We start from the raw sequence: 22118 nt of genomic DNA, 5'->3' as shown, positions 1-22118 counted from the left end.
AGGCTTCCCGTCTGATACAGTTTCTGGCAAGTAAATTGGGTTCGCTTATGCTGCGAAGCAGGCCGAGCTTAACAAATTTACTTACACAATAATTAAAAAACCACTTATTGCCGCCCGGTTGAGCGTGTACGCTGGCCTCCCGCCGCGCAACGTTTGCTCCGTCCATTGAACGCGGCCGCATTATACCGGACCCCATGCTCGCCAATCTCTCTTTCCGCCAACTGCTGTTAGCCGGTTTCCTGTTCATCGCAGTGCTGCTGAGCGGCACCTCGGTGCATGCGCTGCTGACGATGGAAAGACTGACCCAGCAGAGCCGTATCGTGGCGCACCAGGCGGTAAAACTGACAGAGGAATCGCAGCGGCTGGCAGAAAGAACAGTGGCAATGGAGCGCAGCGCGCGCCAGTACCTGGTGCTGGATGACCCCGCCTTCCGCGATATTTTCTACGGCGCCTGGCGCGAGGCGCAGGCATCGCTGCAATCGCTGGCGCAGGCCATTCCCGACCTGCCGCCGCAGCAGGTTAAGGACTGGAATGGCGAGGGCGAGCTAGCCTGGAAGGTATTGCAGGAAGGTCGCCAACCGAACAAGAACAAGATGTTTAAAAGCCAGCAGGCGCTTTACCAGGCCTTTGTCCGCCTGCCCGAAATCAATGACCAGCTGGCGCTGGCCGGCAAGCGCGAGATAGAGCGCCGCAACGACCAGGCGCTGGCTGAACTGGAACGCCAGCGGCGGCTGCTGATGGGCCTGGTGTCGGGCGCAACGGCCAGCGCCATCCTGCTCGCGTTGTCGTTCGGCATGTGGCTGTCGCGTCCCTTGGCGCAGGTGGAAGTGGCGATTGAGCGCCTTGGCGAAAACAAGTTTGATCAGAACATCGCCATCAGCGGGCCGCGCGACCTGCGCCGGCTGGGGCGGCAACTGGACTGGCTGCGCCGGCGGCTCGCGGACCTGGAGGCCGACAAGGCGCGTTTCCTGCGCCATATTTCGCATGAACTGAAAACGCCGCTGGCGGCGTTGCGCGAAGGCGTGGCGCTGCTGGAAGACGGCGTGGCAGGGGCCTTGTCGGACAACCAGCGCGAAATAGCCCGCATCCTGCGGCAGAATACCGCGTCGCTGCAAACTCAGATAGAAGACCTGCTGCGCTACAATGCTGCGGCTTTCGATGCCCAGCACATGCAGCGCACGCCGGTGGACCTGGCGCGGATGCTGGACACTGTCATTGACAGCCAGCGCCTGCAATGGCAGTCGCGTGGTTTGCAGGTAAAAACGCAGCTGGCGCCCGGTACGCCGGACAGCATCGCCGCCGATGCTGAAAAGCTGGGCGTGGCGCTGGCCAACCTGCTGTCCAATGCTGTGCGCTTCAGTCCCGAAGGCGGCACGATCCGCTTCGTCGTGGCGAATACCGCGACGGATACCGGCGGCCAGCTTTGCATAGATTGCATGGATGAAGGGCCGGGCGTTGCTGCGGCAGATGCCGAACGTATTTTCGAACCCTTTTACCAGGGCGCGCGCCAGCCCTCCGGCGCCCGCAGCGGCAACGGTATAGGCTTGTCCATCGTCCGCGAATACGTCGCCGCGCATGGCGGCAAAGTACAGCTGTTGCCTGCCGCAACGGGCGCCCATTTTAGGATAGAACTACCGTATGAACGCTAAATTACCCACCCTCCGGTATGTCCTTTGCAGTGTCGTGTTTTTTGCGCTGGCGGGCTGCAAGACACTGCCGCCCGCCGCTGAAGCGGCGCCTCCGGTCATTTTGGTTCAGCCCGCGCCTGTTCCGGCCAGCAGCTCCAGTGAAACCGAAGACCTGCTGGCCTACTTCCAGAGAGTGCGCCTGCTGCCCTCCGCTGAATTGCCGCGCCTGATGGCAGACCTGAACGTGTTGGCGAAGACCCCGCACCGTGAAGTGCAGAGGGCAATCCTGTTCGGCTTCATGCGCGGCAGCGGCGACCTGGCGCGGGCGATGGCGGCGCTGGACGGGGTTGTCAAATCCAGCGATGCGGAGGCCGAGCATCTCAAGCCGCTGGCCTACTTCCTGTCTGCCAATTACAGCGAATGGCGTCGGCTGGACGAGGCTGCCGACAAGCAGAGCCAGCAATTGAAAGACGCGCAGCGGCGCGCCGACCAGTTGAGCCAGAAGCTGGAAGACCTGAAGGCGATAGAGCGGCAATTGCCGACGCGCCCGCGCATGCCGGCCACGCCGGGCACGGGCAGTGTGCCCCCGGCGCCTCCGGCCGACGGCAAACAATAACGCAGGCATACCGCCAGGGGACCACCATGAAAACCCGCAATGAACAAGCCCACTTGCTGCTGGTCGATGACGACCCCGACCTGCTGACGCTGATTTCGATGCGCCTGTCCGCCGCCGGTTACCGCGTGACCGCGGTTGGCAGTGCGGAAGCGGCGCTGGCCAGGCTGGCGATAGAAATGCCGGCGCTGGTGATTACCGATGTGCGGCTGCCGGGCCGCGACGGCCTCGCATTGTTCGATGACATCCGCAGCCAGCATGCCGCACTGCCTGTCATACTGCTGACGGCGCACGGCACGATACCGGATGCGGTGGCGGCCACGGCGCACGGCGCCTATGCCTACCTGACCAAACCCTTTGACGGCAATGTGCTGCTGGAGAAGGTCGCCCATGCGCTGAGCCTGACCAGCCCTACATCCGGCCCGGCCGGCAAGGACGAGACCTGGCGGGCAGAACTGATCAGCCGCAGCCAGCGCATGGCCGAACTGCTGGCCGAGGCCAGGCTGGTGGCTGGCACCGACGCCAGCGTGCTGATCCAGGGAGAGAGCGGCACCGGCAAGGAATTGCTGGCGCGCGCGATCCACCGCGCCAGCCAGCGCGCCAAGGCGCCATTCATTGCCGTCAATTGCGGTGCGATACCGGAGCAGTTGCTGGAATCCGAACTGTTCGGCCATGTCAAAGGCTCGTTCACCGGCGCGGTCGCGCACCGCAACGGCCTGTTCCAGGCAGCGCACGGCGGCACCTTGTTCCTGGACGAAATCGGCGACATGCCTTTGCCGCTGCAGGTAAAGCTGCTGCGGGTATTACAGGAGCGCACGGTGCGGCAGGTGGGGTCCGACCAGGTCATCAACGTGGATGTACGGGTGCTGTCGGCCACCCATCGCGACCTGGATGTGGCGATGAAAGAAGGCCTGTTCCGCGAAGACCTGTATTACCGCCTCAACGTCGTCACGCTGGCGCTGCCGTCGCTGGCGGAACGGCGCGAAGACATTGCATTGCTGGCGAACCATTTTCGCCAGGCACTGGCCGAGAAATACGACAAGCCCATCAACGGTTTTGCGCCCGATGCGCTGGCGGCGCTGATGGCTGCGCCTTGGCCCGGCAACGTGCGCCAGTTGCATAACGTCGTCGAGCAGGTCTGTGCGTTGGCCACCACGCCGCTGGTGCCGCTGTCGCTGGTGCAGCGGGCATTGCGGGTGCCTTCGCTGGAGGTACTCAGCTATACCGAAGCCCGCCAGCGCTTCGAGCGCGATTACCTGATACAGCTGCTGAAACTGACCGACGGCAACGTTTCCGACGCCGCCAGGCTGGCCGACCGCAACCGTACCGAGTTCTACCGGCTACTGCAAAAACATGCGCTGACACCGAGCCTGTTCAGGGCCGACGGAGAGGGTGTCGTCGATGAGCGACAGGAATAAATTTATTAAAATCAATGACTTATGATTTTGCCTTTTTTATATGTCGCCAAAACCCGACAGAAAATCATTTAAAACCATGGTTTTGCAGGCGGTTTTTGCAAGCAACCATGGCTAAGTAATTGAATTGATTAACACTTTTCAGTGCTGGCACGGCGTGTGCTGTATGGCTAGGGAGTGGCACTGCAATGAACACGTAAATGAATAATTTCCGCAGTGTTGCCTTCAACCCAGAACTGAAAGGATTTACCATGCAAAACCGTAAACTGATCGCTCCATTTTTCGCCGCTGCGCTGTTGTCCCTTACTGCAGCATCATCTTTCGCCGCCGACGCTGCAACAGCGCAAGCGGATAAACCGACCGTGACGCAGAAAGCTGCCGTTGCCGTGGATGATTCCGTGATCACTGCCAAAGTGAAGAGCGCGCTGGTTTCGGACAAAGAAGTGTCCGCATTGAAAATCAACGTCACCACCAAGCAGGGCGTCGTCATCCTGACAGGCGCAGTGCCTAACACTGAAGCCGGCGACCGCGTCATCAAGATGGTTGCCGCTATCGAAGGCGTGAAAGATATCCAGAACCAGCTGCAAGTGAAAGCCAGCTAATTTGCATGCGCTGTAAAGGTTTGCCGCCTTAGAGCTAGTCATTCCTTCATGGATGGCCGTGCTCGGACCGGGATTGTCGCAAGACAGTCCCGGTTTTTTTATGCGGGCAAGAAATGGCCTGGATGGAGCATGGCGTAATGTTGGATGCCCGGAGTTATGGAGGCTTACGCTAAAACCTTGCTGTGGATTGCTCCCGGGGCGGTTTTTAGCTTGCGGATTTATTCTTCTTCGCCATCGCCGTCTTCCACTTTCGGTGCTGCCGGCGGGGGCGCGGTTTTATCCAAAGGCGTCGGCCGTTTGCCCAGCAGGTAATAATCGAGCGCCTTCCTTACAATGGGCGCTGCCGCTTCCGCGCCCTTGCCGGCGTTTTCGACGATGACGGCAATCGCGATGCGCGGATGGTCTGCCGGTGCAAATGCGGTGTACCACGCATGGTCGTGCAGCCGTTCCGCCAGCCGGCCGGCATTGTACTTTTCATTCTTTTTCAGCGTAAACACCTGCGCGGTGCCAGTCTTGCCGCCGGAGACATATTCGGCGTTGGCAAACACCCCCCTGGACGTGCCCTCGCGTGCCACTCCCACCATTGCCTGTTTGATGGTTTCGATGTTTTCCGGTTTCAGCGGGATGCGCCCGCTTTCCTTGTTCACCGTCGGCGTCCTGGCATGGGTCTGCGGGTCTTCCAGCATTTTCACCAGGTGCGGCTTCATCACTACACCGTTATTGACCAGCGTCGCGACCGCATGCGCCATCTGCAAGGGCGTGAACGTGTTATAGCCCTGGCCGTTACCCAGCGAGATGGTGTCGCCGGCGTTCCACTTTTGCTGCGCGACATTTTTGGACGAACGGCGCTTCCAGTCGGTGGAAGGCAGCAGCCCCGACCTTTCATTCTCCAGGTCGATGCCGGTCTTCTGGCCGAAGCCGAAAGGCTGCATGAAGTCATGGATTGCATCCACGCCCAGGTCGTTCGCCAGGATGAAGTAATACGTATTGCAAGACACTACGATGGATTTATACAGGTCTACCGTACCATGGCCACCCACCTTGTCATCGTTAAAGCGGTGATTGCCCAGGTTGAAGAAACCGGCGTCATAGATGGACATCGCCGGGGTACGCTTTCCCAGTTCCAGACCGGCCAGCGCCATGAAGGGTTTGTAGGTGGAGCCGGGCGGGTAGGCGCCCGTCAGAGGGCGGTTCAGCAAGGGCCGGTCCTGCGAGGTGTTCAGTTCATTCCAGCTCTGCTGTTCTATGCCTTCGACAAACAGGTTGGGGTCATAGGTCGGCTTGGATACAAAGGCCAGCACGTCGCCGGTTTCCGGTTCTATCGCCACCAGTGCGCCGCGCCGGTCGCCGAAGGCTTCTTCAACGATTTTTTGCAGTTCTATGTCCACCGACAAGACCAGGTTGGTGCCGGAAGTGGGTGCGTTACGCGACAGCAGGCGCATTGCGCGGCCGGACGCCGTGGTTTCCACCTTCTCAAAGCCAGTGGTCCCGTGCAGCAGTTTCTCGTAGCTTTTTTCCAGCCCTTCCTTGCCGATATAGCTAGTTCCCTTGTAGTTGGCGCCGTCATCGGAGTCGGCGATATTCTCGGCATCCTTCTGGCTGATGCGGCCTATGTAGCCCAGTACGTGCGACGCGGTCTCGCCCAGCGGATAGCGACGGAACACGCGCGCCTGTATCTCCACGCCGGGAAAACGGAAGCGCTGTGCGGTAAAGCGGGCGATTTCCTCGTCGGTGAGCCGGGTGCGGATAGGCACGCTTTCAAAATTCTTGGACTCTTCCAATAGCTTGACGAACTGCTTGCGGTTCTTCGGCTGGATATCCACCAGCATGCCCAGTTTGTCCAGCAGCGTATCCATGTCTTCGGCAATCTTGGACGGCGTGATCTCCAGCGTATAGGCCGAGTAATTCTGCGCCAGCACCGCGCCGTTCCTGTCCATGATCAGGCCGCGGTTGGGCACCACCGGCACGGTCAGGATGCGGTTTTCATCGGACTGCGCCGCATACTGGTCGTGCTTGATGATCTGCAGCCAGGCAAAGCGCGTGATCAGCGCGAGAAAGCAAAAAAAGATGAGAATGCCGGCAAACAGCAGGCGCATCCTGAATAAACGGAGCTCGCGCTCGGTGTTGCGGAGTTCGGTCATTTGGGAAGAGGTTGACGGCGGATGTGCGGCATCGTGCGCAGGCAGCAGGAGGTATAAAGAATGGATGGGGCAGTGCGATTTTCGGGCTGCCGCAAGTATAGCGACAGCCGCATGGTTTGTGCGGGTGTTTGCCTGCCCTGGAACAGATTTATTTGATGGCGCAAGCGTGGGATTTACGGCCGCAGCGTGCGCCGGAGGTAACGGATATGCAGCGCCATCGGCGCGCCGGTGTTTATGCCGCCGGCACCGGCAATGCAGGCATGGGCTTGAACCCCGGCAGTGCTTCCACCCGCGCCAGCCATGCACGCACTTGCGGATAGGCATCCAGGGGAATGCGCCCTTCCGGCGCATGGGCGATATACGGGTAGCAGGCCAGATCGGCCAGCGTTGCATGGCCGGCCGCAAGGTACTCCTTGCCTTGCGGGTAGCCATCCATGAAGCGCAGCAGGTCATGGGCGATACCGGCGGCAGATACCGGATCGCCCGGCATGCCCCATTGCAGCGCCATGCGTGCCGTGCAAGGTCCATACTTGATTTCGCCGGCTGCGATGGAAAACCAGCGCTGTATCTGTGCAGCAGTCACCGGATCGTCCGGCAGCCAGCAGCTATCCGGCGCATAGCGCTTGACCAGGTAGACCATGATTGCATTGCTGTCGCACAGCACCAGCTCGCCATCTTGCAGTACCGGGATCTGGCCCAGCGGATTCAGCGTGCGGAATTCTGCGCCTTTACGCTGCGGCGCTGCGGCCTCGACAAAACGGTAGGGAATGTCCAGCATGCGCAGCAGCAGTTCCACGCGGTGGCTGTGGCCGGAATAGAGGGTGCCGTGCAGCGTGATGGCGGGCTCGGGGGCGGCGGTGTAAGTGTTGCTCATGGAAGGCTCCTTGCGATGGATACGCGCAGCGTAACTGTTCCTGAATGCGGCGTAAATAATGCTATAGTGGAAATCAGCTTTCCACGAACAGGAAGAATGAGCCGATATGGACCGCCTGGATGAACTGACTGTATTCCTTGCCATACTCGACACCGCCAGCCTTAGCGGCGCAGGCCGCAAGCTGCGCCGCTCGCCGCCGGCAATCACGCGCTCACTGGCCGCACTGGAAGAACGGGTCGGCACGCGGCTGATGGAGCGCACCACGCGCCGGCTGGCGCCGACCGAGGCCGGCATGCGCCTGGCCGAACTGGCGCGGCGAGTGCTGGCAGATTATGAAGAGGCGGTGCGCGAAGACGTAGATGCGCCGTTGCGCGGCACGCTGAAGCTGACCGCGCCGCAGGTATTCGGCCGCCGCCATGTGACGCCGGTTGTCATCAGTTTCATGGATCTATATCCGGCGGTGCAAGTGGAGCTGCTGCTGAGCGACCGCAACCAGGATTTGATAGAAGAAGGCCTGGATATGGCCGTGCGCATAGGCCATCTGGCAGACGCAGGCTTTGTGGCGCGCAAGGTCGGCGAAGTGCGCCGGCTGCTGGTGGCCAGCCCGGCTTACCTGAACCGGCGCGGCACCCCCAAAACGCCGGAAGACTTGGCCGAGCATGATCTTATCCACACCACCGGCCTGCGCTCGGCGCTGGAGTGGCGCTTCCGTCATGCCGGGAGCGACCATAGCGTGAAGATTGCGCCGCGGCTGCTGGTCAACGATGTGGATGCGATGCTGCATGCGGTACGTGCCGGCCGCGGCCTGGGCCGGCCCTTGTCCTACCAGGCGGCGGACGACCTTGCCAGCGGCAGCCTGGTGCGGCTGATGCCGGAGTGGGAATCTGAATCGGTACCGGTCAACCTCGTGGTATCCAGCGCCCGCTACATGGCCCCCAAGCTGCGCGCTTTCCTTGAGCATGCGGCAACGGAACTGGGCAAGCTGGACGTGCTGCAGCGGCTGAAAAAATAGCTTCTTCGCTGGGTTTCGTTGGGTTTCGTTGTCTCGCATCCCGGCTGCATAACCTTATTGCGCGCCCAGCAGGAACACCTTGGTCATGCCCCTGGCGGCGCCCTGTACCTGCAGCAGCACTTCCAGCCCCGTCGGCGTGGCGCCTCCGGACGGAGCCACGTCTATGCCGGGCTGGCGCCAGCCCGTGCCGTCACTGAGCCAGACGCGTACTCCCATGCCGGCCACGCCGGTCTGCAGCACCACATCGCGGCTGTTTGCCACGTCGGCGGCTTCAGCCTGCCACAGTGCATCCAGCGTCGCCAGATCACGCGTCGCTGCCGATTCGCGGCGCGACAATACGCCGTCGCGCAAATGGTATGCCACTACCTGCACGCGGGAAGGCTGGTTGTCGGCAAACACATTGCGCACCAGCACCAGGCGGTTTTGCGCCACCACCAGTGGCGCGCGGTTGGGCAAGGTGGAGTAGCTAATCAGGTGTTCGCAGTCGCTCTCCATCTGTGCAAATGCCAGCTGGACGCCATGCGCCTTTTCCAGTTCGCCGGTGAGGCTGTTGCGTGCGCGGATGATAACGTCCAGCCCGCGCCAGCCCAGCATAGCGATGATCGCCATCACCGAAACCGCCACCAGCAGTTCCACCAGCGTAAATCCATATTTACGCTTTATCGGTATCGTTGTCTTCATCTGTGGATGAGCATTCCAGAATAAGAAAGCGGGAACATCCCCGCAGCCGTCAAGCTGCGGGGATGTTTGCTACAGCCTGCCTGACCCAGGCTTAGGGGCAGCTACCGATGATGTAGTACCCGGCCGAAGTCTGCGCCAGCGTGGCGGTGTAGAACAGGTTATCCAGCCCCATGTTCTGGTTGGAACCGTTGGCCAGTGCATAGCCGCCGCTGTCATGCGCCCGCCCGGCCTGTACATGGGCATAGTTGCTGGCATTGGTCGTGGTGCAGGTAAACGCTGCCTTCGTGGTGGCCGATACCGTACCCGACAATGCGCTCTCTACTGAGCCCGAGCCTACCGAGCTGGCCTGGAAGCTATAAGTGGTGCTGGCCGCCAGCCCGGTGCTGGTGTACGACGTGGCGGTTAGAGGTGTGGCCGTTACTTTGACGCCGTTGCGGTAGATGTTGTAGCCGGTAGCGCCGCTGACGGCATTCCATGTCAATGGCACGGTGCTGGCAGTGGTAGTGCCTGCTGCGAGGCCGGTGGGCGGCAATATGGCCGGCGGTGGGCCCACCAAGAATTGCGGGATGCTGCACGCAGCAGACGTGAGGCCGGTGCCGCTGTCGCTGGCCGTTACCGTTCCGGTGTAGGTGCCATTGCTCAGCGCGTAGCCTTTGCTGAAGCTGGCGCCGCTGCCTGCGGGCGTATCGTTGACGGCGGTAGGCCCGCTCAGCTGCACGCGGTAGCTGCTGATGCTGCCGGCGGAATCGGTCGCCGCGCCGCTGACGGTGGCGGTGGAGCCGGACACCGTTGTATTGCATGAAGTCATCACCGGTGCAGCTACCGTGGAAACGCGCAGGTTATTGGTGAACCAGAAGTTCATCAGGAAGGAGGGGTAGTTAACCTTGGTGGAGTCCACATAGTTGCTGTTCTGGCCGCCGCTGCCGGCCGGCCACGCATGCGCCATGCCGGTGACGGTGATTTCTGTCGTACGTAATTTGCCGTTGCTGTCGGTATAGGGGATGTTGCTGCCGCCGGTAGCCACGGTCACTGCGCTGCCCTGTGTAAACGTGCCGCCATAGACACCGCGCATTGCCGCCGCATCCATCGGGCCGTAGGCTTGCGCCACTGTATAGTCGCTGGTGCCCCACACTACGCTGGCAATCTGCGTCGCAAATTTGGCAGTATTGGCGCCGGCCAGGCTGCGGCAGTTATTGGTGGCGGTAGCGGCTGTGTAGCCGGACGGCACATAGCCTATCTGCAAGGTCGTGGTGCCCGGAGGCGGGCCGGCATTGATGCCGACGCCGGCAAAGATGTCCGGCGCCATGCAGCCCAGCGCCATGGTTTCGCCGCCGCCGGAAGACAGGCCGGTCACATACACCTGGTTAGGGTCGATCGCATATTGCGGATTTGTCACGAAACGGCTGATCAGGTCCAGCAGGATGGCGTCATGGCCGGAAGTGCGGTTATGGTTCGTGCTGGCATAGTCCCAGCAATGGTTGCTATACACATTGCCGGTAGCGTTCGGTGCCAGGATCACGGCGCCGTATTGATCGCCCACCGCCTTCCAGTTAAAGCCGTTGTTGGCCGTTTTGTCGATCACGTCTCCGGCGGCGGTCTGCGTGCAGCCGTGCAGCACCAGCACCAGCGCGCGTTTGCCGGCCAGCGTGGGCTGGGTGGCGGGCCAGTAGAAATAGCCGGTCAGGTTGCCGCCGTTGACGGTGTCCGCGGCCCAGGTCTGGTTGCTGCTCCAGGCGCCGGGGCCGGCGGCAACCTGTGCTTGCGCGGCGAATGCGGGCAGCAGGAAGGCGATGGCGGCGAGGAATTTCCCCAAGCGCCCGGCGACAGTGTTGCAATGTAATGCCATGATGGTGTCTCCATTGTGGATAGATAGGAATGCAGAGGATGCGACGTTTTTCGTTCTTGTTTTGATAGTATGAAATGCGCAGCCTGAGCCGCACAGACGCGAGCCATCCTCCCGTTGAAACGGGTAATACGGCAACGTACTGTGATGAATCGCAGCGCACGGATGGAACGCAGGCGTTCCGCGCTGGAGCTATTCGATGAGGCGGTGTGAGTTGAAGTTTTGCAAGGCGGTCTCCTTTGATTTTATAAATACATCACTGTTCCTTCGACTGATGCTCGGTCAACCTCAGAGCCCGGCAATCAATTCCTGGAGAGCAAATCCATATTAAAATAGAATTTCAAAAAAACAAGGTCGCCAGTAGTTTTACGGTATAAATGGTTTGTCCGATTTCGCTTCAATTCCCAGGGAAATGTACCCCGGATGTAGCGCAGCGAAATCCGGGAGCAACCCACAGGTGCCGGCAACCGGCATATTTTTCCAGCCCCGCATTCTCTCAATTTCCCCTAAGCAACGGTCGCACGAAATCCCGCACCACGCCCATAAGAGTCACATACGCGTCACATTTGAAATGTAGATTTGACCACAAGTTCCAGGCTCACATCCCATCCCCCTTTTCTTTTGTGAAGGCATCTTGTCATGAGTACCAGCGCCGAAACCATGGACGCCCTTGCGTCCCCGCCTCTTTCCTCTCCACCCAACCCGTCCCGTCCACACATCGACCAGAAAAACGGACCGGTCACTGCCATCATTTTCATCGCACTGCTGGCGATAGGCCTGCTGTTCAGCGCCTACAGTCTGACAGCGGATGTGACCGATGCCGGCGGCGGCACCGGCAGCTGGCTGCCCTACTTCCTGCTGGGCGTGGCGCTGCTGATTGCGCTGGGGTTCGAGTTCGTCAACGGTTTCCACGATACCGCGAATGCGGTTGCCACCGTCATCTACACGCACTCGCTGCCGCCCAACGTGGCGGTAATGTGGTCCGGTTTCTTTAACTTTGTCGGCGTGCTGGTGTCCAGCGGCGCGGTGGCGTTTGGCATTATCTCGCTGCTGCCGGTGGAGCTGATCCTGCAAGTCGGCTCCGGCTCCGGCTTTGCGATGGTGTTTGCGCTGCTGATCGCCGCCATCATGTGGAACCTGGGCACCTGGTGGCTGGGTTTGCCGGCTTCTTCTTCGCACACAATGGTTGGCTCCATCCTCGGTGTGGGCGTGGCCAATGCGCTGATGCACGGCCGTGACGGCACCAGCGGCGTGGACTGGGAACAAGCTGCCAAGATCGGTTATTCGCTGCTGCTGTCGCCGCTGGTCGGCTTTGTGTGCGCCGCCCTGCTGCTGCTGGCGCTGCGCGCGTTTGTCAAAAACAAGGAACTGTATGAAGCGCCAACCGGCAATGCGCCGCCGCCATGGTGGATACGCGGCCTGTTGATCCTGACCTGCACCGGCGTATCCTTTGCGCACGGCTCCAATGACGGCCAAAAAGGCATGGGCCTGATCATGCTGATTCTGGTTGGTACGGTGCCAATGGCCTACGCGCTGAACCGCGCCATGCCGGTTGGCCAGGTAGCACAGTTCGCCGCGGTAGCGCAGGTAACACAGCAGTCGCTGCAAAAATACGGCCCGCCGAATACGCTGGCCGCTGCCGACACACGCAAAACCGTGTCCGACTACATCCGCACCCGTGAGCTGAAGCCGGAAGTGGTGCCTGCGCTGGCGACGCTGGCCGGCTCCATCGGCGACCAGGTCAAGGAACACGGCTCGCTGGCCAAAGTGCCGACCGCTTCCGTTGCCAACGTGCGTAACGACATGTACCTGGCGGCAGAAGCCATCCGCCTGCTGGACAAGAATGCCGCCACCGGTTTTGATGCGGACACCAAGTCCAACCTGAAGGCTTTCAAGAAACAGATAGACGATGCGACCAAGTTCATTCCGCTGTGGGTGAAGGTTGCCGTCGCCATCGCGCTGGGCCTGGGCACCATGGTCGGCTGGAAGCGCATTGTCGTCACCGTTGGTGAAAAAATCGGCAAGACCCACCTGACCTACGCACAAGGCGCTTCGGCAGAGTTGGTCGCCATGGTGACCATCGGCGCGGCAGATACCTTCGGCCTGCCGGTATCGACTACCCATGTGCTGTCGTCCGGCATTGCCGGCACGATGGCGGCCAACCGTTCCGGTCTGCAGTTGTCCACTATCCGCAACCTGGCCGTGGCCTGGGTGCTGACCTTGCCGGTGGCGATCATCTTGTCTGCTTCTTTGTACTGGCTGTTTTCGCACCTGTTCTGATGTAGGCGTGCGAGAAAAAACCAAAGCCCAGATGGTTTGAAGAAACTGAGCTGGGCTTTTTTGTTGGCGGAAGTTGGAAGTTCGGAAAAAACAGGGCGGATACCGGACCCGCCCCGCAAAGGGGAAATGTCAGAAGCGGTAACCGATAGACCCGCCCACCGATGCGCTGGTGCGGCGTCCCACCAGCGGGCTATCGCCGGCTTCACTACCCAGACGCGTCACATCCGCACCCACCGTCGTAATCCAGTTCTGCGTCAGTGCATGGCGCCACATCACGCCGACGCTGCCTGCCGCAATACCGGCCTCCGGCGTATAGACGGCATTGCTGCTGGTGACAGACTGCGCCGGCGTCACGCCATAATAGGTCCCCATCAGCGTCTTGTTGCCATAGCCGATGCCGGCGGATACCTGCACCAGATCCTGCTTGGTCGAATAGACATCGTAGCGGCCTGTCACATCAAGTTCGGTGCCGCGACGCTCCCCCAGTGTCTGGCGTAACGCAGTGTTCACGTGGAAAGGGCCGTTGTCATAATTACCGAACAGGTTGATTTGCGCGCGGGTATCAATATCACCCATGCCGCGCAGCCGGTTCGGGCTATGGTCGTTGTCGCCCGCCGATTCCCTGCGCGACCCGCTCGGGCCTATGCTGGCCGCAAACGAAAAGCCGTTGTAGTTATCCACCAGCCGGTAGCCCAGGCCGTCTCTCGTGCTGAGGAAGACGCCGTTGGAAAAATTCGCTTCGCCGAACAGCCCGGCGCGCCATTTGGATTTATCGCCGAAGAATGCGTCGCCATAAGAAATTCCTGCACCGATAGTCTGCTCCGCCTGCGCATTGGAACGCGCGCTTGCCACAGGCGACGCCAGCAGGGAATTATCCGCGGCGAGAACAGGCAAGGCCGGCAATGCGGCAGCGAGGGTCAACAGGGCGAGTAGCTTGCGCTTCATAATCTATTCCTTTTTTCAAACGATGGAGTGAACCGTAGCGCCGAGTAGTAAGGCAGGCCGCCGGTTCGGAAAGAAGATTAGCAAAGGAGAAGGCGAGGTACCAGCCGGATGTGCGAAGCGCACGGAGATGGCATAGTTAGTACTGTAAGGCGATACTTTTTAGGGAAATTGAACTTTTTGGAGTTAGAATGGGCGGCATATCTTGAACGAACACAGCCGCCAAACCCCCTCTCCCGCGCGGGTGAGGGGACGGAAACCGGCGTGCCCCAAGAACCGTAGCCTGGGTGGAGCGCAGCGCAACCCGGGGGCAAACAGTCGGCTTCTGCGCGAATGATGGAAATGCTATGGTGGTAAAAAGCCCGACATTGGCGGGTTTCCCGGGTTGCGCTGCGCTCCACCCAGGCTACAAAGGCAGGCGTCCGCAGGCGCCTAACGCAGCCGCCTCACATAATCGCCTTAATCCTGTCATACCCCGCCCGGCTGATCGGAATCTGCTTGCCGTCCCGCATCAGCGCCACATGGCTATCCTTGGTCTGGCGTTCTATGCTTTGCAGCTTTTCTATATTGATGATGTAAGAGCGGTGCACACGCACGAATTTCTTCGGGTCCAGCTGGGTTTCCAGGTCCGACAGCCGCTGCGTCTTCAGGTAGCATTTGCCTTCGGTCTGGATGCTGACATAGTCATCCTGTGCTTCCGCATAATCCATCTTCTCCACGGGAATCACATGCACCTGGTTACGGTCGCGGATCAGGATGCGTTCCAGTTTGTCTGCCGGCTGCGCCAGCAGATTTTCCAGCGCGGGTAAGCTCTGGCCCAGTGCCTTGCGGGCTTGCGACAGTGCTTCGTCAAAGCGGGTTTGCGAGAACGGTTTCAGCAAGTAATCCACTGCATGCAGGTCGAAAGCCTTCAGCGCATACTGGTCGTAAGCCGTGGTAAAGATCACGCCGCTGCTGCGGCCGGTGAGTTCCAGCACTTCCAGCCCCGTCAGCTTGGGCATCTGTATGTCCAGAAAAACCAGGTCCGGGTTCAGGCCGCTGATGTCCTTCACTGCCTGCAGGCCGTTGTCGCATTCGCCGATGATCTCTATATCCGTATGGCTGCCCAGGTATTCCCGCACCAGGCGGCGCGCCAGTTCTTCGTCGTCGACGATTAATGCCTTGATGGTTTCGCTCATGTTTTCAGGTTGCCTCAGTTTTTACGCTGCCACATACGTTAGCGGCAGCGCCATTTCCACCGTAAACTGCCCATCCGCCAATGCCCAGCTGGCACGGGCACGGCCGCCGTAGATGCTGGCAAAGCGCTGCTGCAGGTTCCTCAGCCCAGTGCCGTTGCCTGCTGCTGTGCTGGGTTCGATGTCCACCGGGTTGCTGACCGCGAGGTGCAGCCATCCATCCCGCGCAAACGCCCGTATGCTGACCGTGCCGCCGTCCACCAGATCGCGTATGCCGTGCTTGATGGCGTTTTCCACCAGCGGCTGCAAGATCATCGGCGGGATCAGCGCGGCTTGCGCATCGTCGGCGATATCGATATCAGACCCCAGCTTTTTGCCGAAGCGTATCTTCTCTATCGCCAGGAAGCTGCGGCACAGCGCAACCTCATCGGCCAGCGGGATAACTTGTTTTTCCGACAGGGCCAGCGTTTGCCGGAAAAACTGCGCCAGCTCTATCGTCATGCTGCGCGCCGCCGGGCCGTCCATCGTCGTCAGCGCGCTAATGGAATTCAAGCTGTTGAACAGGAAATGCGGGTTGATCTGCGTGCGCAGCACCTGCAGCTCTGCATCGCGGGCCAGCACGCGGGATTCTGCCGCGCGGCGCTCAGCCAGGCGCACATTGTCAAACGCGATCAGCACGTCATGGCCGAGGATGGACAACAGGTAAAAGCCGCAGCCTGCTGCAAACAGCATCACCGCCACATGCTGGGCTACCGGCACCGGCGCATAATCAGTGCTGAGACCCTGCGCCAGCTGGTTCCAGCCCTGGCAGATCGCCAGCCATGCAAAGCCGGCGAGCAAAGAAGAACCGCCGAACGCCGCCAGTGCAAACAGAAAGCGCCGGTTTGCCATCGGCAGCGAGCGGCATACGTAATACGCGGAAGACGCCACAAAGCTGTACAGGAAGGCGACCGGCAGCGCAAACAACAGCGCGCTGCCCCACTGCGCCAGATCCGCCGTCACCAGCAGCAGCGCGATGAACAGGCCTGTCAGCATCCACGCAGCCAGGTACCATAGCAGCTTGCGTGGATTGGTCAGTATGGGATGCATTTATATCCTGGATGGACGTGGAAAGGGAGAGTCAATTCTTCACTTCCACGCCGCCCATGATCGCCTCGCCCACAATCACCAGCCGTTTCCCGGCCACCAGCGGCGGCACCGTCTTGTCATCCATGCCGCCCAGGATGGGCGTGCCGTTCATCACCACCGACCAGTCGTTGGGCACCTTGATGACAATGCCACCCCACATTGCAAACACGCTGAGGGTCGCTTCGCTGACGATGGATGCCTGGCGCAAATCCAGCTCCACGCCACCCATCACTGCCAGAATGTCGCCGCCCTTGAAGGTCTGCGAATCGCTTTTCAGGTTATGCCCGCTCATCACGGCCACCACGTCCACGCTGGAGTTATCGCCGTCCACCAGCTCCACGCCGTCGCGCCGGCTGCGCCATTGCTTGCCGTACAGCCCGCGGGACAAGACCATGGCGCCCGCAAAGATCACAAACGCAGGCCACCAGTCGCGCCAACGGAAATACATGATGCCCAGTCGCTGCAAGATCATGCCGCAGCCCACCAGCACCAGCACGCCACCCAGCACATAGGCGCTGGTATGCCGCGCCTGATACAGCTTCATTACGCCGAAGCCGACAAACACCAGCGGCCAGAAAGGCAGGATGTCGCTGGTATCGAAGATATGCAGGTTGTTCAGCAGGGCCAGCGCGCCGACGATGATGATGAAGGCGCCGAAGAACACCCGGCTCTGGTTGCGGTCGCGGCTCATTTGGAGGACTCCTCTTTGGCAGTATGGGTGTCATCAGACAGGTAGGGCGTGCCGCGCAGCAAAACGCTGATGCCCCAGGCGATAAGGATCATCGGCCATGTATTGCTAAAAGTCCACCCCCACAGGTGCTCCAGGCAGGCATACAGCCAGAACGCCAGCGCAATATGGAAAACGCCCTTCAGTACATGCGCGGGCCTCTTCGCAAACACGATATCGGCTACCCCGTACACTGCCAACGCCGCCGGCCACAGATGCCACAGTGCCCGCACATCCATGTCGATCAGGTCCAGCCTGTCGCACAGAAAGATAAATCCGATGGCAATCAGTGTCACACCCCATACCAGGTGCTTGCGCGTATCGAAGTCGTTGCCAAGGCGGTTGCGGCGCGCTTCACTGCGGCTTTCTTTATCAGCTTGTTGTAACTTGTCAGACATTTTCTTTTCCTTTCTGGATGAAAACCGGGCTCAGGGCCATTTGCATTTGGTGAGATCTTGGCAGAGGCCCAATGCGGTTTTGTTGTCAGCAGGGTCAAGATAATGGATGGGCGCGGGCTTGTCGTGGGGTATTCGGTGAATGGCAGTGGGAGGTCGGTGAGTGACGAATTTCCGTAGCGTAAAGCCAGGCGGAAAGAAAAAAGGCTCCCCTAGGGAGCCTTTTCGGTACTCAGCACTCTGAAGATTCTTATTTCTTCACAGGCTCAGCAGACATGGCAGGACCGCTAGCCGCAGAAGCAGAAGCAGGTGCAGCACCAGCGGCAGCAGCCGGTGCAGTAATTTCAATCTTCGCTTTTGCTTTCAGGTCATCCAGCAGCTTTTTCAGGTTTTGCTGTTGCAGCTGCTGAGCGATCTTCGGTTTGACTTCTTCCAGGCTAGGCACTGGTTCTGGGCGGGAATCTTCCAGCATGATCACGTGGAAGCCGAATTGTGATTTGATCGGCTCTTCAGTGAATTTGCCTTTTTCCAGTTTTGCTACCGCAGCGCTGAATTCCGGCACCATGCCGCGTGGATCAAACCAGCCCAGGTCGCCGCCTTTGTCTTTGGAGCCCGGGTCCATGGATTTGGCTTTGGCCAGCGCTTCAAACTGTTTTGGATCTTTCTTCAGCTTGGCGATGATGTCCTTGGCTTCGTCTTCTGTCTTCACCAGGATGTGGCGCGCTTCGTATTGCTTGCCGGATTGCGCAGCGACCTTGTCGTATTCGGCTTTGATGGCTTCATCCGTTGGCTTGGTGTTCTTGATGTAGTCCTGCACAAAGGCATTGGCCAGGATGGATTGCTTGGTCATCTCGATCTGCTCTTGCACTTCCGGTGTCTTGTCCAGGCCTTTGGTGGTGGCTTCTTGCGCAACCAGCAGCTGCATTGCCAGGTTATCGATCACCAATTTACGGGTTTCTGCATTGTCCGGCATGCCTTGCTGCACGGCTTGCTGTTGCATGATCTGGTCCAGGCGTTTTTCACTGATAGGCATGCCGTTAACGGTAGCGGCAACCGGGCCTTTGTCGGCGCCGGCAGCTGTGGCGGCGGATTTGTCGCCTTCTTTTGGAGTACAGGCGCTCAGGGCCAGCAATGCGACGGCGGCGCTTACAGCGATGGCTACACGGGATTTGATCAACACGGATATTCCTTTATTGGGTAAATAGGTAATGCACGCTTGGTCAGCCCAGGCCTGCATTACAGGATAGCGCGGGGCGCCGCAACATGCGGTTTTATGAAACGACGGAGCATTCTACTTGGGAATTGTGAGGGTTTGCTAGCAAATTACTTTTGCTTGCAATGCTTTTTGGCAATCATTTAATAAAACGCTGCCTTGGCCGCTGGGATGACATATGTTGGGGATAAAATTATCTTTATGATATTGTTGTCATCATTGCCAATTCTCTCCCCTTTATGACTATTCCTGCAAAAATCATCGGTTTGTCTCTTTACCCGGCACAACGCCGTAACTTGACTCTCATGACCGTATTCATGCTGGTTGCCGTCCTGGCCCTTAGTGCCTGCAACAGCAAAAAACAAGAACCCCACACAGACAGCTTGAAGCGCAGCGCGCTGATGGAACTGGTTTTCCCCGCAGACCCGCAACAGCCGACCGCCAAGACGCGGCAAGTGCTGATGCCCGGCGACCAGCTCAAGGCTGAGCCCACCATGCAAACCGCCACGGTGGAACCGCTGTATGTTGTGCAGCTGGACGATGCGCATGCGGTGATGCTGACGCAGACGCTGCCGGCGGATGAGGCAGGCAATGCAATGACTTGCCATGCCTGCAGCAACTATATAGGCGCCTATTCGTTCACGCACGATGAGCGGGGCTGGCGGCTCAGCAAGCGGCAGGATGTGGTGGCGTCCATCGGCGTGGAAGGCAGCCTGGGCAAAACCAGCATCCTGAAGACCGAACGGGATGGCAAGCCGGCGTTTGTCTTTGCCGCTGAATGGGGCAGCTGCTGGCAGGGTTATTGCGGCAGTTGGCTGTCCTTGATAGACCTGACGGCAGACGGTGCGCAACAGGCCGCGGCTGATATTCCTTCCGGCGCGGAGAGCTCGGGCGCTACCGGTGACTGCGAAGAGGCGCCTGCTACTGAACCTGCGAAGGCATCGGCCGCGCCGCAAGATGCCTCAAAGCCTGCGGAGGACGATACAGACCAAGGGAAGCGTATGTCGGCGGGCCCCTGCTTTGACGTGTCATCCAAATGGGTGCTGAATGGCACGCAGCTCAGTTTTGATTTCAAGGGCGTTACGCGTAATACGGAAGAAGCGGGCAAGAGCAAATCGCTGGTCAAAATAAATGAACGTACCGTGTATGAAATGAAGGACGGCAAGTTTGCGCTGAAGTCGGGCAAGAACCCGGTGCCGGGCTTTTAATTGCGGTCAGCGCGCAAGTGCGGCCTGCAATATAGGTATGATATGCATGTGTTTTTGATAGGAAGGTTTTAGATGCATGCGATGTTGTTGAGCCCTTTGCCGGTGCCGGGAGGCAATGGTGAAACCTGATACGCTCCGGGCCGTTTTTTTTGACGTGGACGGCGTGCTGCTGGATTCGCTGCCGCAACATCTGGCGTTTTGCGCGGAGAAGGCCCGCCAGTACGGTTTGTTTGAGTTGCAAATGCCGACAGTGGCGGTGTTCAAGCGCATGGTCAAGCATGGCATCAGCGTCAGCCCGATGCTGAATTTTTTTCTGGCCGTTGGCTTTCCGCCGCTGCTGGCAGAGCGCGGCGTGGAAGAGTACGAGCGCGAGTTTTCACGCGGACATCGCCCCGAGCCGTTTCCCGGCATCGAACAGATGCTAGTGCGCCTGCATGGCGCCGGTATTGCGCTGGGGCTGGTGACGTCGAACACGCGTGCCAACGTGGAGCCCGCGCTGTCGGCCGTGATGCCGTATTTTGATCCGGCCTGCCTGTTTTATTTCGACCGGCAGGTGCAGTCGCAAGACAAGGCGTGGTGCCTGGCCGAAGGCAGCCGTGTGTTGCAGCTGGAGGCATCGCAATCCGTCTATGTGGGCGACCAGCCTGCGGATGCCGTTGCTGCGCAAGCGGCAGGCTGGCATTTTCTGGGCGTTTCTTACGGCTGGGGGTTTGAGGTGGGCGAGCAGTCGCTACCCATGGCTGCCAGCGTGCCGGCGATTGCGGAACAACTGCTGGCCGACTGACTGCATTTCTTGGAGTGGGGCAGTAAAACTATTGGACAGAGGAGCTGAGCATGGCTGTATGGAGGAACAGGAAACGAGCACCTGACCCCAGCGAGCTACAAAAGCTGCGTTTCGATTATGCGTGGAAGTGGTTCAACTTCCACGCAGAACAGCGCACCAAGATGTTCAACTTCATGTTGATCGGCCTGGGCATCTTTGCTTCCGCCGTGGTCAGCGCCATCGACAAGAAATTGCCTGCGGCGGCGATGCTGCTCAGTGTCGCCGGGGCGGTCGTCGCACTCTCCTTTTTATTGATAGACCGCAGGAACCGCAAGCTCTATGTCGTGGCAATGGATATCCTGTATGACGCGGAAAAAAACCTGGTATTCGCGGATAAGGACGATTTTTCCGATCATAAGGGCGAGACGCGGCATTTCGGCATCGTCAGCCGTATAGCGCTGGAAGACAAAGACGACGACAAGGGCAAGCTCAGCAACCTGTTGCGCGGAGTGGAAGAAGGACGGCACCGTTACCTGATGCCCTTCCTTACTGTGTTTTTTGCGCTGCTGTTCTGCGGCGCCGCCTTTTACTCCTATTTGCAATGGAAAGAGCCGTCCACGGATATCACTCCGCCTTCTCTGCAGATTGTGTGCTGCCAGCTTGCAGGAACAGGGAGTGCCGGCGGTGAAGAAACTGGTGTCCCGCCGCCGAATCCGATAAAACCCGGCCAGGTCACTACTCCGCCCGATTCTGTCACGATAGACGGCAACGGCACCATCAGCGGCTGGCACTGGCTGGCGCTGGTCTTTGGCCTGGTGCTGGTGACAGGTGGTGTCGCGATATTTTTCAAGGGGCATAAATTGCTGGGCAGCATGGGCGTTGCCGCCGGCGTGGCTACCAGCATTTTGCCCAACCTGTCGATTCCCTTGACGGCGCAATTCCATTTCGATCCCAAGATCGAAGCCAAGCTGGCAGACAAGATAGAACCGCATATCGAGGCGCACCTGAAGGCCTTGTTCCAGTTCCAGCCCGCCGTCGTGGCATCTGCCCGGTTTGACGGCTTTAGCCAGGGCCAGGCGAAGCTGGATTGCGACAGCGAAGACAACAAGAAAATCATCGACGGCATCAGGGAAGGCATCACCAAGGCCAGTGACAAAAAGCTGCAAGCCATCGTATTGCTCGTCGGTGGAACAGACCGCAAGGCCTTGTCTCCGGCATCGCGCCAGCGTTTTGAGTCGAATGCCGGCCTGGCGCGCGCCAGGGTCAGCGAAGTGGAACGCTGCCTCAAGCCGGAAACCGCGCAGCGCCCGGTCCAGGTCATACGCCTGATTACCGGCCCCTCGTATACGCCGGAAGCGCATGAAGCGCCTGATATAGAGCGCCAGAAGATGGCGTCTGACCGGGAGGTACGGGCGTTTGTTGTGGGGGTACCGGTGGCGGATAAGCCTTGATACATAAAAGAGAAATGTTCCCTGTAA

The 22118-nt window shown here is 59.6% G+C and carries 19 protein-coding genes; 9 read left to right on the top strand and 10 right to left on the bottom strand.

The features are described from left to right. The first annotated feature begins 194 nt into the window (after positions 1-194). From ACO0LO_RS07150 to ACO0LO_RS07135, 4 genes are all read left to right on the top strand, one after another. On the top strand, positions 195-1649 hold the full coding sequence (locus ACO0LO_RS07150) for a sensor histidine kinase (RefSeq protein ID WP_422963521.1): 1455 nt from the start codon (positions 195-197) through the stop codon (positions 1647-1649). Next, positions 1639-2244 carry a hypothetical protein gene (locus tag ACO0LO_RS07145; protein WP_422963520.1) on the top strand — a complete coding sequence of 202 codons (606 nt, stop codon included), beginning with the start codon at positions 1639-1641 and terminating at the stop codon, positions 2242-2244. The genes ACO0LO_RS07150 and ACO0LO_RS07145 overlap by 11 nt, the downstream gene beginning before the upstream one ends. A 26-nt stretch (positions 2245-2270) precedes the next feature. Next, positions 2271-3659 (top strand): sigma 54-interacting transcriptional regulator, encoded by a 1389-nt coding sequence (locus ACO0LO_RS07140; protein ID WP_422963519.1) that lies wholly within the window; start codon positions 2271-2273, stop codon positions 3657-3659. A gap of 248 nt (positions 3660-3907) precedes the next feature. Further along, a complete protein-coding gene (locus ACO0LO_RS07135) occupies positions 3908-4258 on the top strand; it encodes a BON domain-containing protein (protein ID WP_422963518.1) in 351 nt (116 codons plus the stop codon). A gap of 218 nt (positions 4259-4476) precedes the next feature. Here ACO0LO_RS07135 and mrdA read toward each other — a convergent pair whose 3' ends face one another. After that, positions 4477-6399, bottom strand: a complete 1923-nt coding sequence (gene mrdA / locus ACO0LO_RS07130; RefSeq protein WP_422963517.1) for a penicillin-binding protein 2 — start codon at positions 6397-6399, stop codon at positions 4477-4479. Between the two features lie 232 nt (positions 6400-6631). After that, positions 6632-7273 carry a glutathione S-transferase gene (locus tag ACO0LO_RS07125; RefSeq protein ID WP_422963516.1) on the bottom strand — a complete coding sequence of 214 codons (642 nt, stop codon included), beginning with the start codon at positions 7271-7273 and terminating at the stop codon, positions 6632-6634. Between the two features lie 106 nt (positions 7274-7379). Here ACO0LO_RS07125 and ACO0LO_RS07120 point away from each other — a divergent pair, with 106 nt between their 5' ends. Further along, positions 7380-8285, top strand: a complete 906-nt coding sequence (locus ACO0LO_RS07120; RefSeq protein ID WP_422963515.1) for a LysR substrate-binding domain-containing protein — start codon at positions 7380-7382, stop codon at positions 8283-8285. Between the two features lie 54 nt (positions 8286-8339). Here the strand turns inward: ACO0LO_RS07120 and ACO0LO_RS07115 are convergent, their stop codons facing one another. Next, entirely contained in the window at positions 8340-8966 is a 627-nt protein-coding gene (locus tag ACO0LO_RS07115; RefSeq protein WP_422963514.1) for a PulJ/GspJ family protein, read from the bottom strand. A 91-nt stretch (positions 8967-9057) separates the two neighbouring features. Then, complete coding sequence (locus tag ACO0LO_RS07110; protein ID WP_422963513.1) at positions 9058-10812, bottom strand: PHB depolymerase family esterase; 1755 nt, start codon at positions 10810-10812, stop codon at positions 9058-9060. Positions 10813-11469: 657 nt separating this feature from the next. Here ACO0LO_RS07110 and ACO0LO_RS07105 point away from each other — a divergent pair. Continuing rightward, positions 11470-13089: an inorganic phosphate transporter gene (locus ACO0LO_RS07105; protein ID WP_422964105.1), complete on the top strand. Its 1620-nt coding sequence runs from the start codon at positions 11470-11472 to the stop codon at positions 13087-13089. 129 nt (positions 13090-13218) lie between these two features. Here the strand turns inward: ACO0LO_RS07105 and ACO0LO_RS07100 are convergent, their stop codons facing one another. From ACO0LO_RS07100 to ACO0LO_RS07075, 6 genes are all read right to left on the bottom strand, one after another. After that, positions 13219-14034: a MipA/OmpV family protein gene (locus tag ACO0LO_RS07100; RefSeq protein WP_422963512.1), complete on the bottom strand. Its 816-nt coding sequence runs from the start codon at positions 14032-14034 to the stop codon at positions 13219-13221. Between the two features lie 443 nt (positions 14035-14477). After that, positions 14478-15209, bottom strand: coding sequence for a LytR/AlgR family response regulator transcription factor (locus ACO0LO_RS07095; RefSeq protein ID WP_422963511.1), 732 nt, complete (start codon positions 15207-15209; stop codon positions 14478-14480). Between the two features lie 21 nt (positions 15210-15230). Further along, complete coding sequence (locus tag ACO0LO_RS07090; protein WP_422963510.1) at positions 15231-16295, bottom strand: sensor histidine kinase; 1065 nt, start codon at positions 16293-16295, stop codon at positions 15231-15233. A 31-nt stretch (positions 16296-16326) separates the two neighbouring features. Beyond that, entirely contained in the window at positions 16327-17025 is a 699-nt protein-coding gene (locus ACO0LO_RS07085) for a LiaI-LiaF-like domain-containing protein (protein WP_422963509.1), read from the bottom strand. Beyond that, entirely contained in the window at positions 17022-17459 is a 438-nt protein-coding gene (locus ACO0LO_RS07080) for a LiaI-LiaF-like domain-containing protein (protein WP_422963508.1), read from the bottom strand. The genes ACO0LO_RS07085 and ACO0LO_RS07080 overlap by 4 nt, the downstream gene beginning before the upstream one ends. Before the next feature lie 247 nt (positions 17460-17706). After that, positions 17707-18636 (bottom strand): peptidylprolyl isomerase, encoded by a 930-nt coding sequence (locus ACO0LO_RS07075; protein WP_422963507.1) that lies wholly within the window; start codon positions 18634-18636, stop codon positions 17707-17709. Positions 18637-18974: 338 nt separating this feature from the next. On the opposite strand from ACO0LO_RS07075, the gene ACO0LO_RS07070 reads away from it, so the two are divergent. The 3 genes from ACO0LO_RS07070 to ACO0LO_RS07060 all read left to right on the top strand — a co-directional run bounded on the left by ACO0LO_RS07070 (position 18975) and on the right by ACO0LO_RS07060 (position 22091). Further along, positions 18975-19877: a hypothetical protein gene (locus ACO0LO_RS07070; RefSeq protein ID WP_422963506.1), complete on the top strand. Its 903-nt coding sequence runs from the start codon at positions 18975-18977 to the stop codon at positions 19875-19877. Between the two features lie 115 nt (positions 19878-19992). Further along, positions 19993-20661 (top strand): HAD family hydrolase, encoded by a 669-nt coding sequence (locus ACO0LO_RS07065; protein WP_422963505.1) that lies wholly within the window; start codon positions 19993-19995, stop codon positions 20659-20661. A 50-nt stretch (positions 20662-20711) separates the two neighbouring features. Beyond that, the gene (locus ACO0LO_RS07060; protein WP_422963504.1) at positions 20712-22091 is read left to right on the top strand and encodes a hypothetical protein; all 1380 of its coding nucleotides are present in this window, start codon (positions 20712-20714) and stop codon (positions 22089-22091) included. Positions 22092-22118: the final 27 nt, after the last annotated feature.

This window comes from Undibacterium sp. TJN25 (assembly GCF_049339885.1).
Classification (GTDB): domain Bacteria; phylum Pseudomonadota; class Gammaproteobacteria; order Burkholderiales; family Burkholderiaceae_D; genus Undibacterium.
This window is presented reverse-complemented; position numbering and strand designations above follow the sequence as displayed.

Bases quoted from the DNA above. Each gene is read 5' to 3' on its own strand.
- ACO0LO_RS07150 (WP_422963521.1), top strand. From the start codon at position 195: ATGCTCGCCAATCTCTCTTTCCGCCAACTGCTGTTAGCCGGTTTCCTG.
- ACO0LO_RS07145 (WP_422963520.1), top strand. From the start codon at position 1,639: ATGAACGCTAAATTACCCACCCTCCGGTATGTCCTTTGCAGTGTCGTG.
- ACO0LO_RS07140 (WP_422963519.1), top strand. From the start codon at position 2,271: ATGAAAACCCGCAATGAACAAGCCCACTTGCTGCTGGTCGATGACGAC.
- ACO0LO_RS07135 (WP_422963518.1), top strand. From the start codon at position 3,908: ATGCAAAACCGTAAACTGATCGCTCCATTTTTCGCCGCTGCGCTGTTG.
- mrdA (WP_422963517.1), bottom strand. From the start codon at position 6,399: ATGACCGAACTCCGCAACACCGAGCGCGAGCTCCGTTTATTCAGGATG.
- ACO0LO_RS07125 (WP_422963516.1), bottom strand. From the start codon at position 7,273: ATGAGCAACACTTACACCGCCGCCCCCGAGCCCGCCATCACGCTGCAC.
- ACO0LO_RS07120 (WP_422963515.1), top strand. From the start codon at position 7,380: ATGGACCGCCTGGATGAACTGACTGTATTCCTTGCCATACTCGACACC.
- ACO0LO_RS07115 (WP_422963514.1), bottom strand. From the start codon at position 8,966: ATGAAGACAACGATACCGATAAAGCGTAAATATGGATTTACGCTGGTG.
- ACO0LO_RS07110 (WP_422963513.1), bottom strand. From the start codon at position 10,812: ATGGCATTACATTGCAACACTGTCGCCGGGCGCTTGGGGAAATTCCTC.
- ACO0LO_RS07105 (WP_422964105.1), top strand. From the start codon at position 11,470: ATGGACGCCCTTGCGTCCCCGCCTCTTTCCTCTCCACCCAACCCGTCC.
- ACO0LO_RS07100 (WP_422963512.1), bottom strand. From the start codon at position 14,034: ATGAAGCGCAAGCTACTCGCCCTGTTGACCCTCGCTGCCGCATTGCCG.
- ACO0LO_RS07095 (WP_422963511.1), bottom strand. From the start codon at position 15,209: ATGAGCGAAACCATCAAGGCATTAATCGTCGACGACGAAGAACTGGCG.
- ACO0LO_RS07090 (WP_422963510.1), bottom strand. From the start codon at position 16,295: ATGCATCCCATACTGACCAATCCACGCAAGCTGCTATGGTACCTGGCT.
- ACO0LO_RS07085 (WP_422963509.1), bottom strand. From the start codon at position 17,025: ATGAGCCGCGACCGCAACCAGAGCCGGGTGTTCTTCGGCGCCTTCATC.
- ACO0LO_RS07080 (WP_422963508.1), bottom strand. From the start codon at position 17,459: ATGTCTGACAAGTTACAACAAGCTGATAAAGAAAGCCGCAGTGAAGCG.
- ACO0LO_RS07070 (WP_422963506.1), top strand. From the start codon at position 18,975: ATGACCGTATTCATGCTGGTTGCCGTCCTGGCCCTTAGTGCCTGCAAC.
- ACO0LO_RS07065 (WP_422963505.1), top strand. From the start codon at position 19,993: ATGGTGAAACCTGATACGCTCCGGGCCGTTTTTTTTGACGTGGACGGC.
- ACO0LO_RS07060 (WP_422963504.1), top strand. From the start codon at position 20,712: ATGGCTGTATGGAGGAACAGGAAACGAGCACCTGACCCCAGCGAGCTA.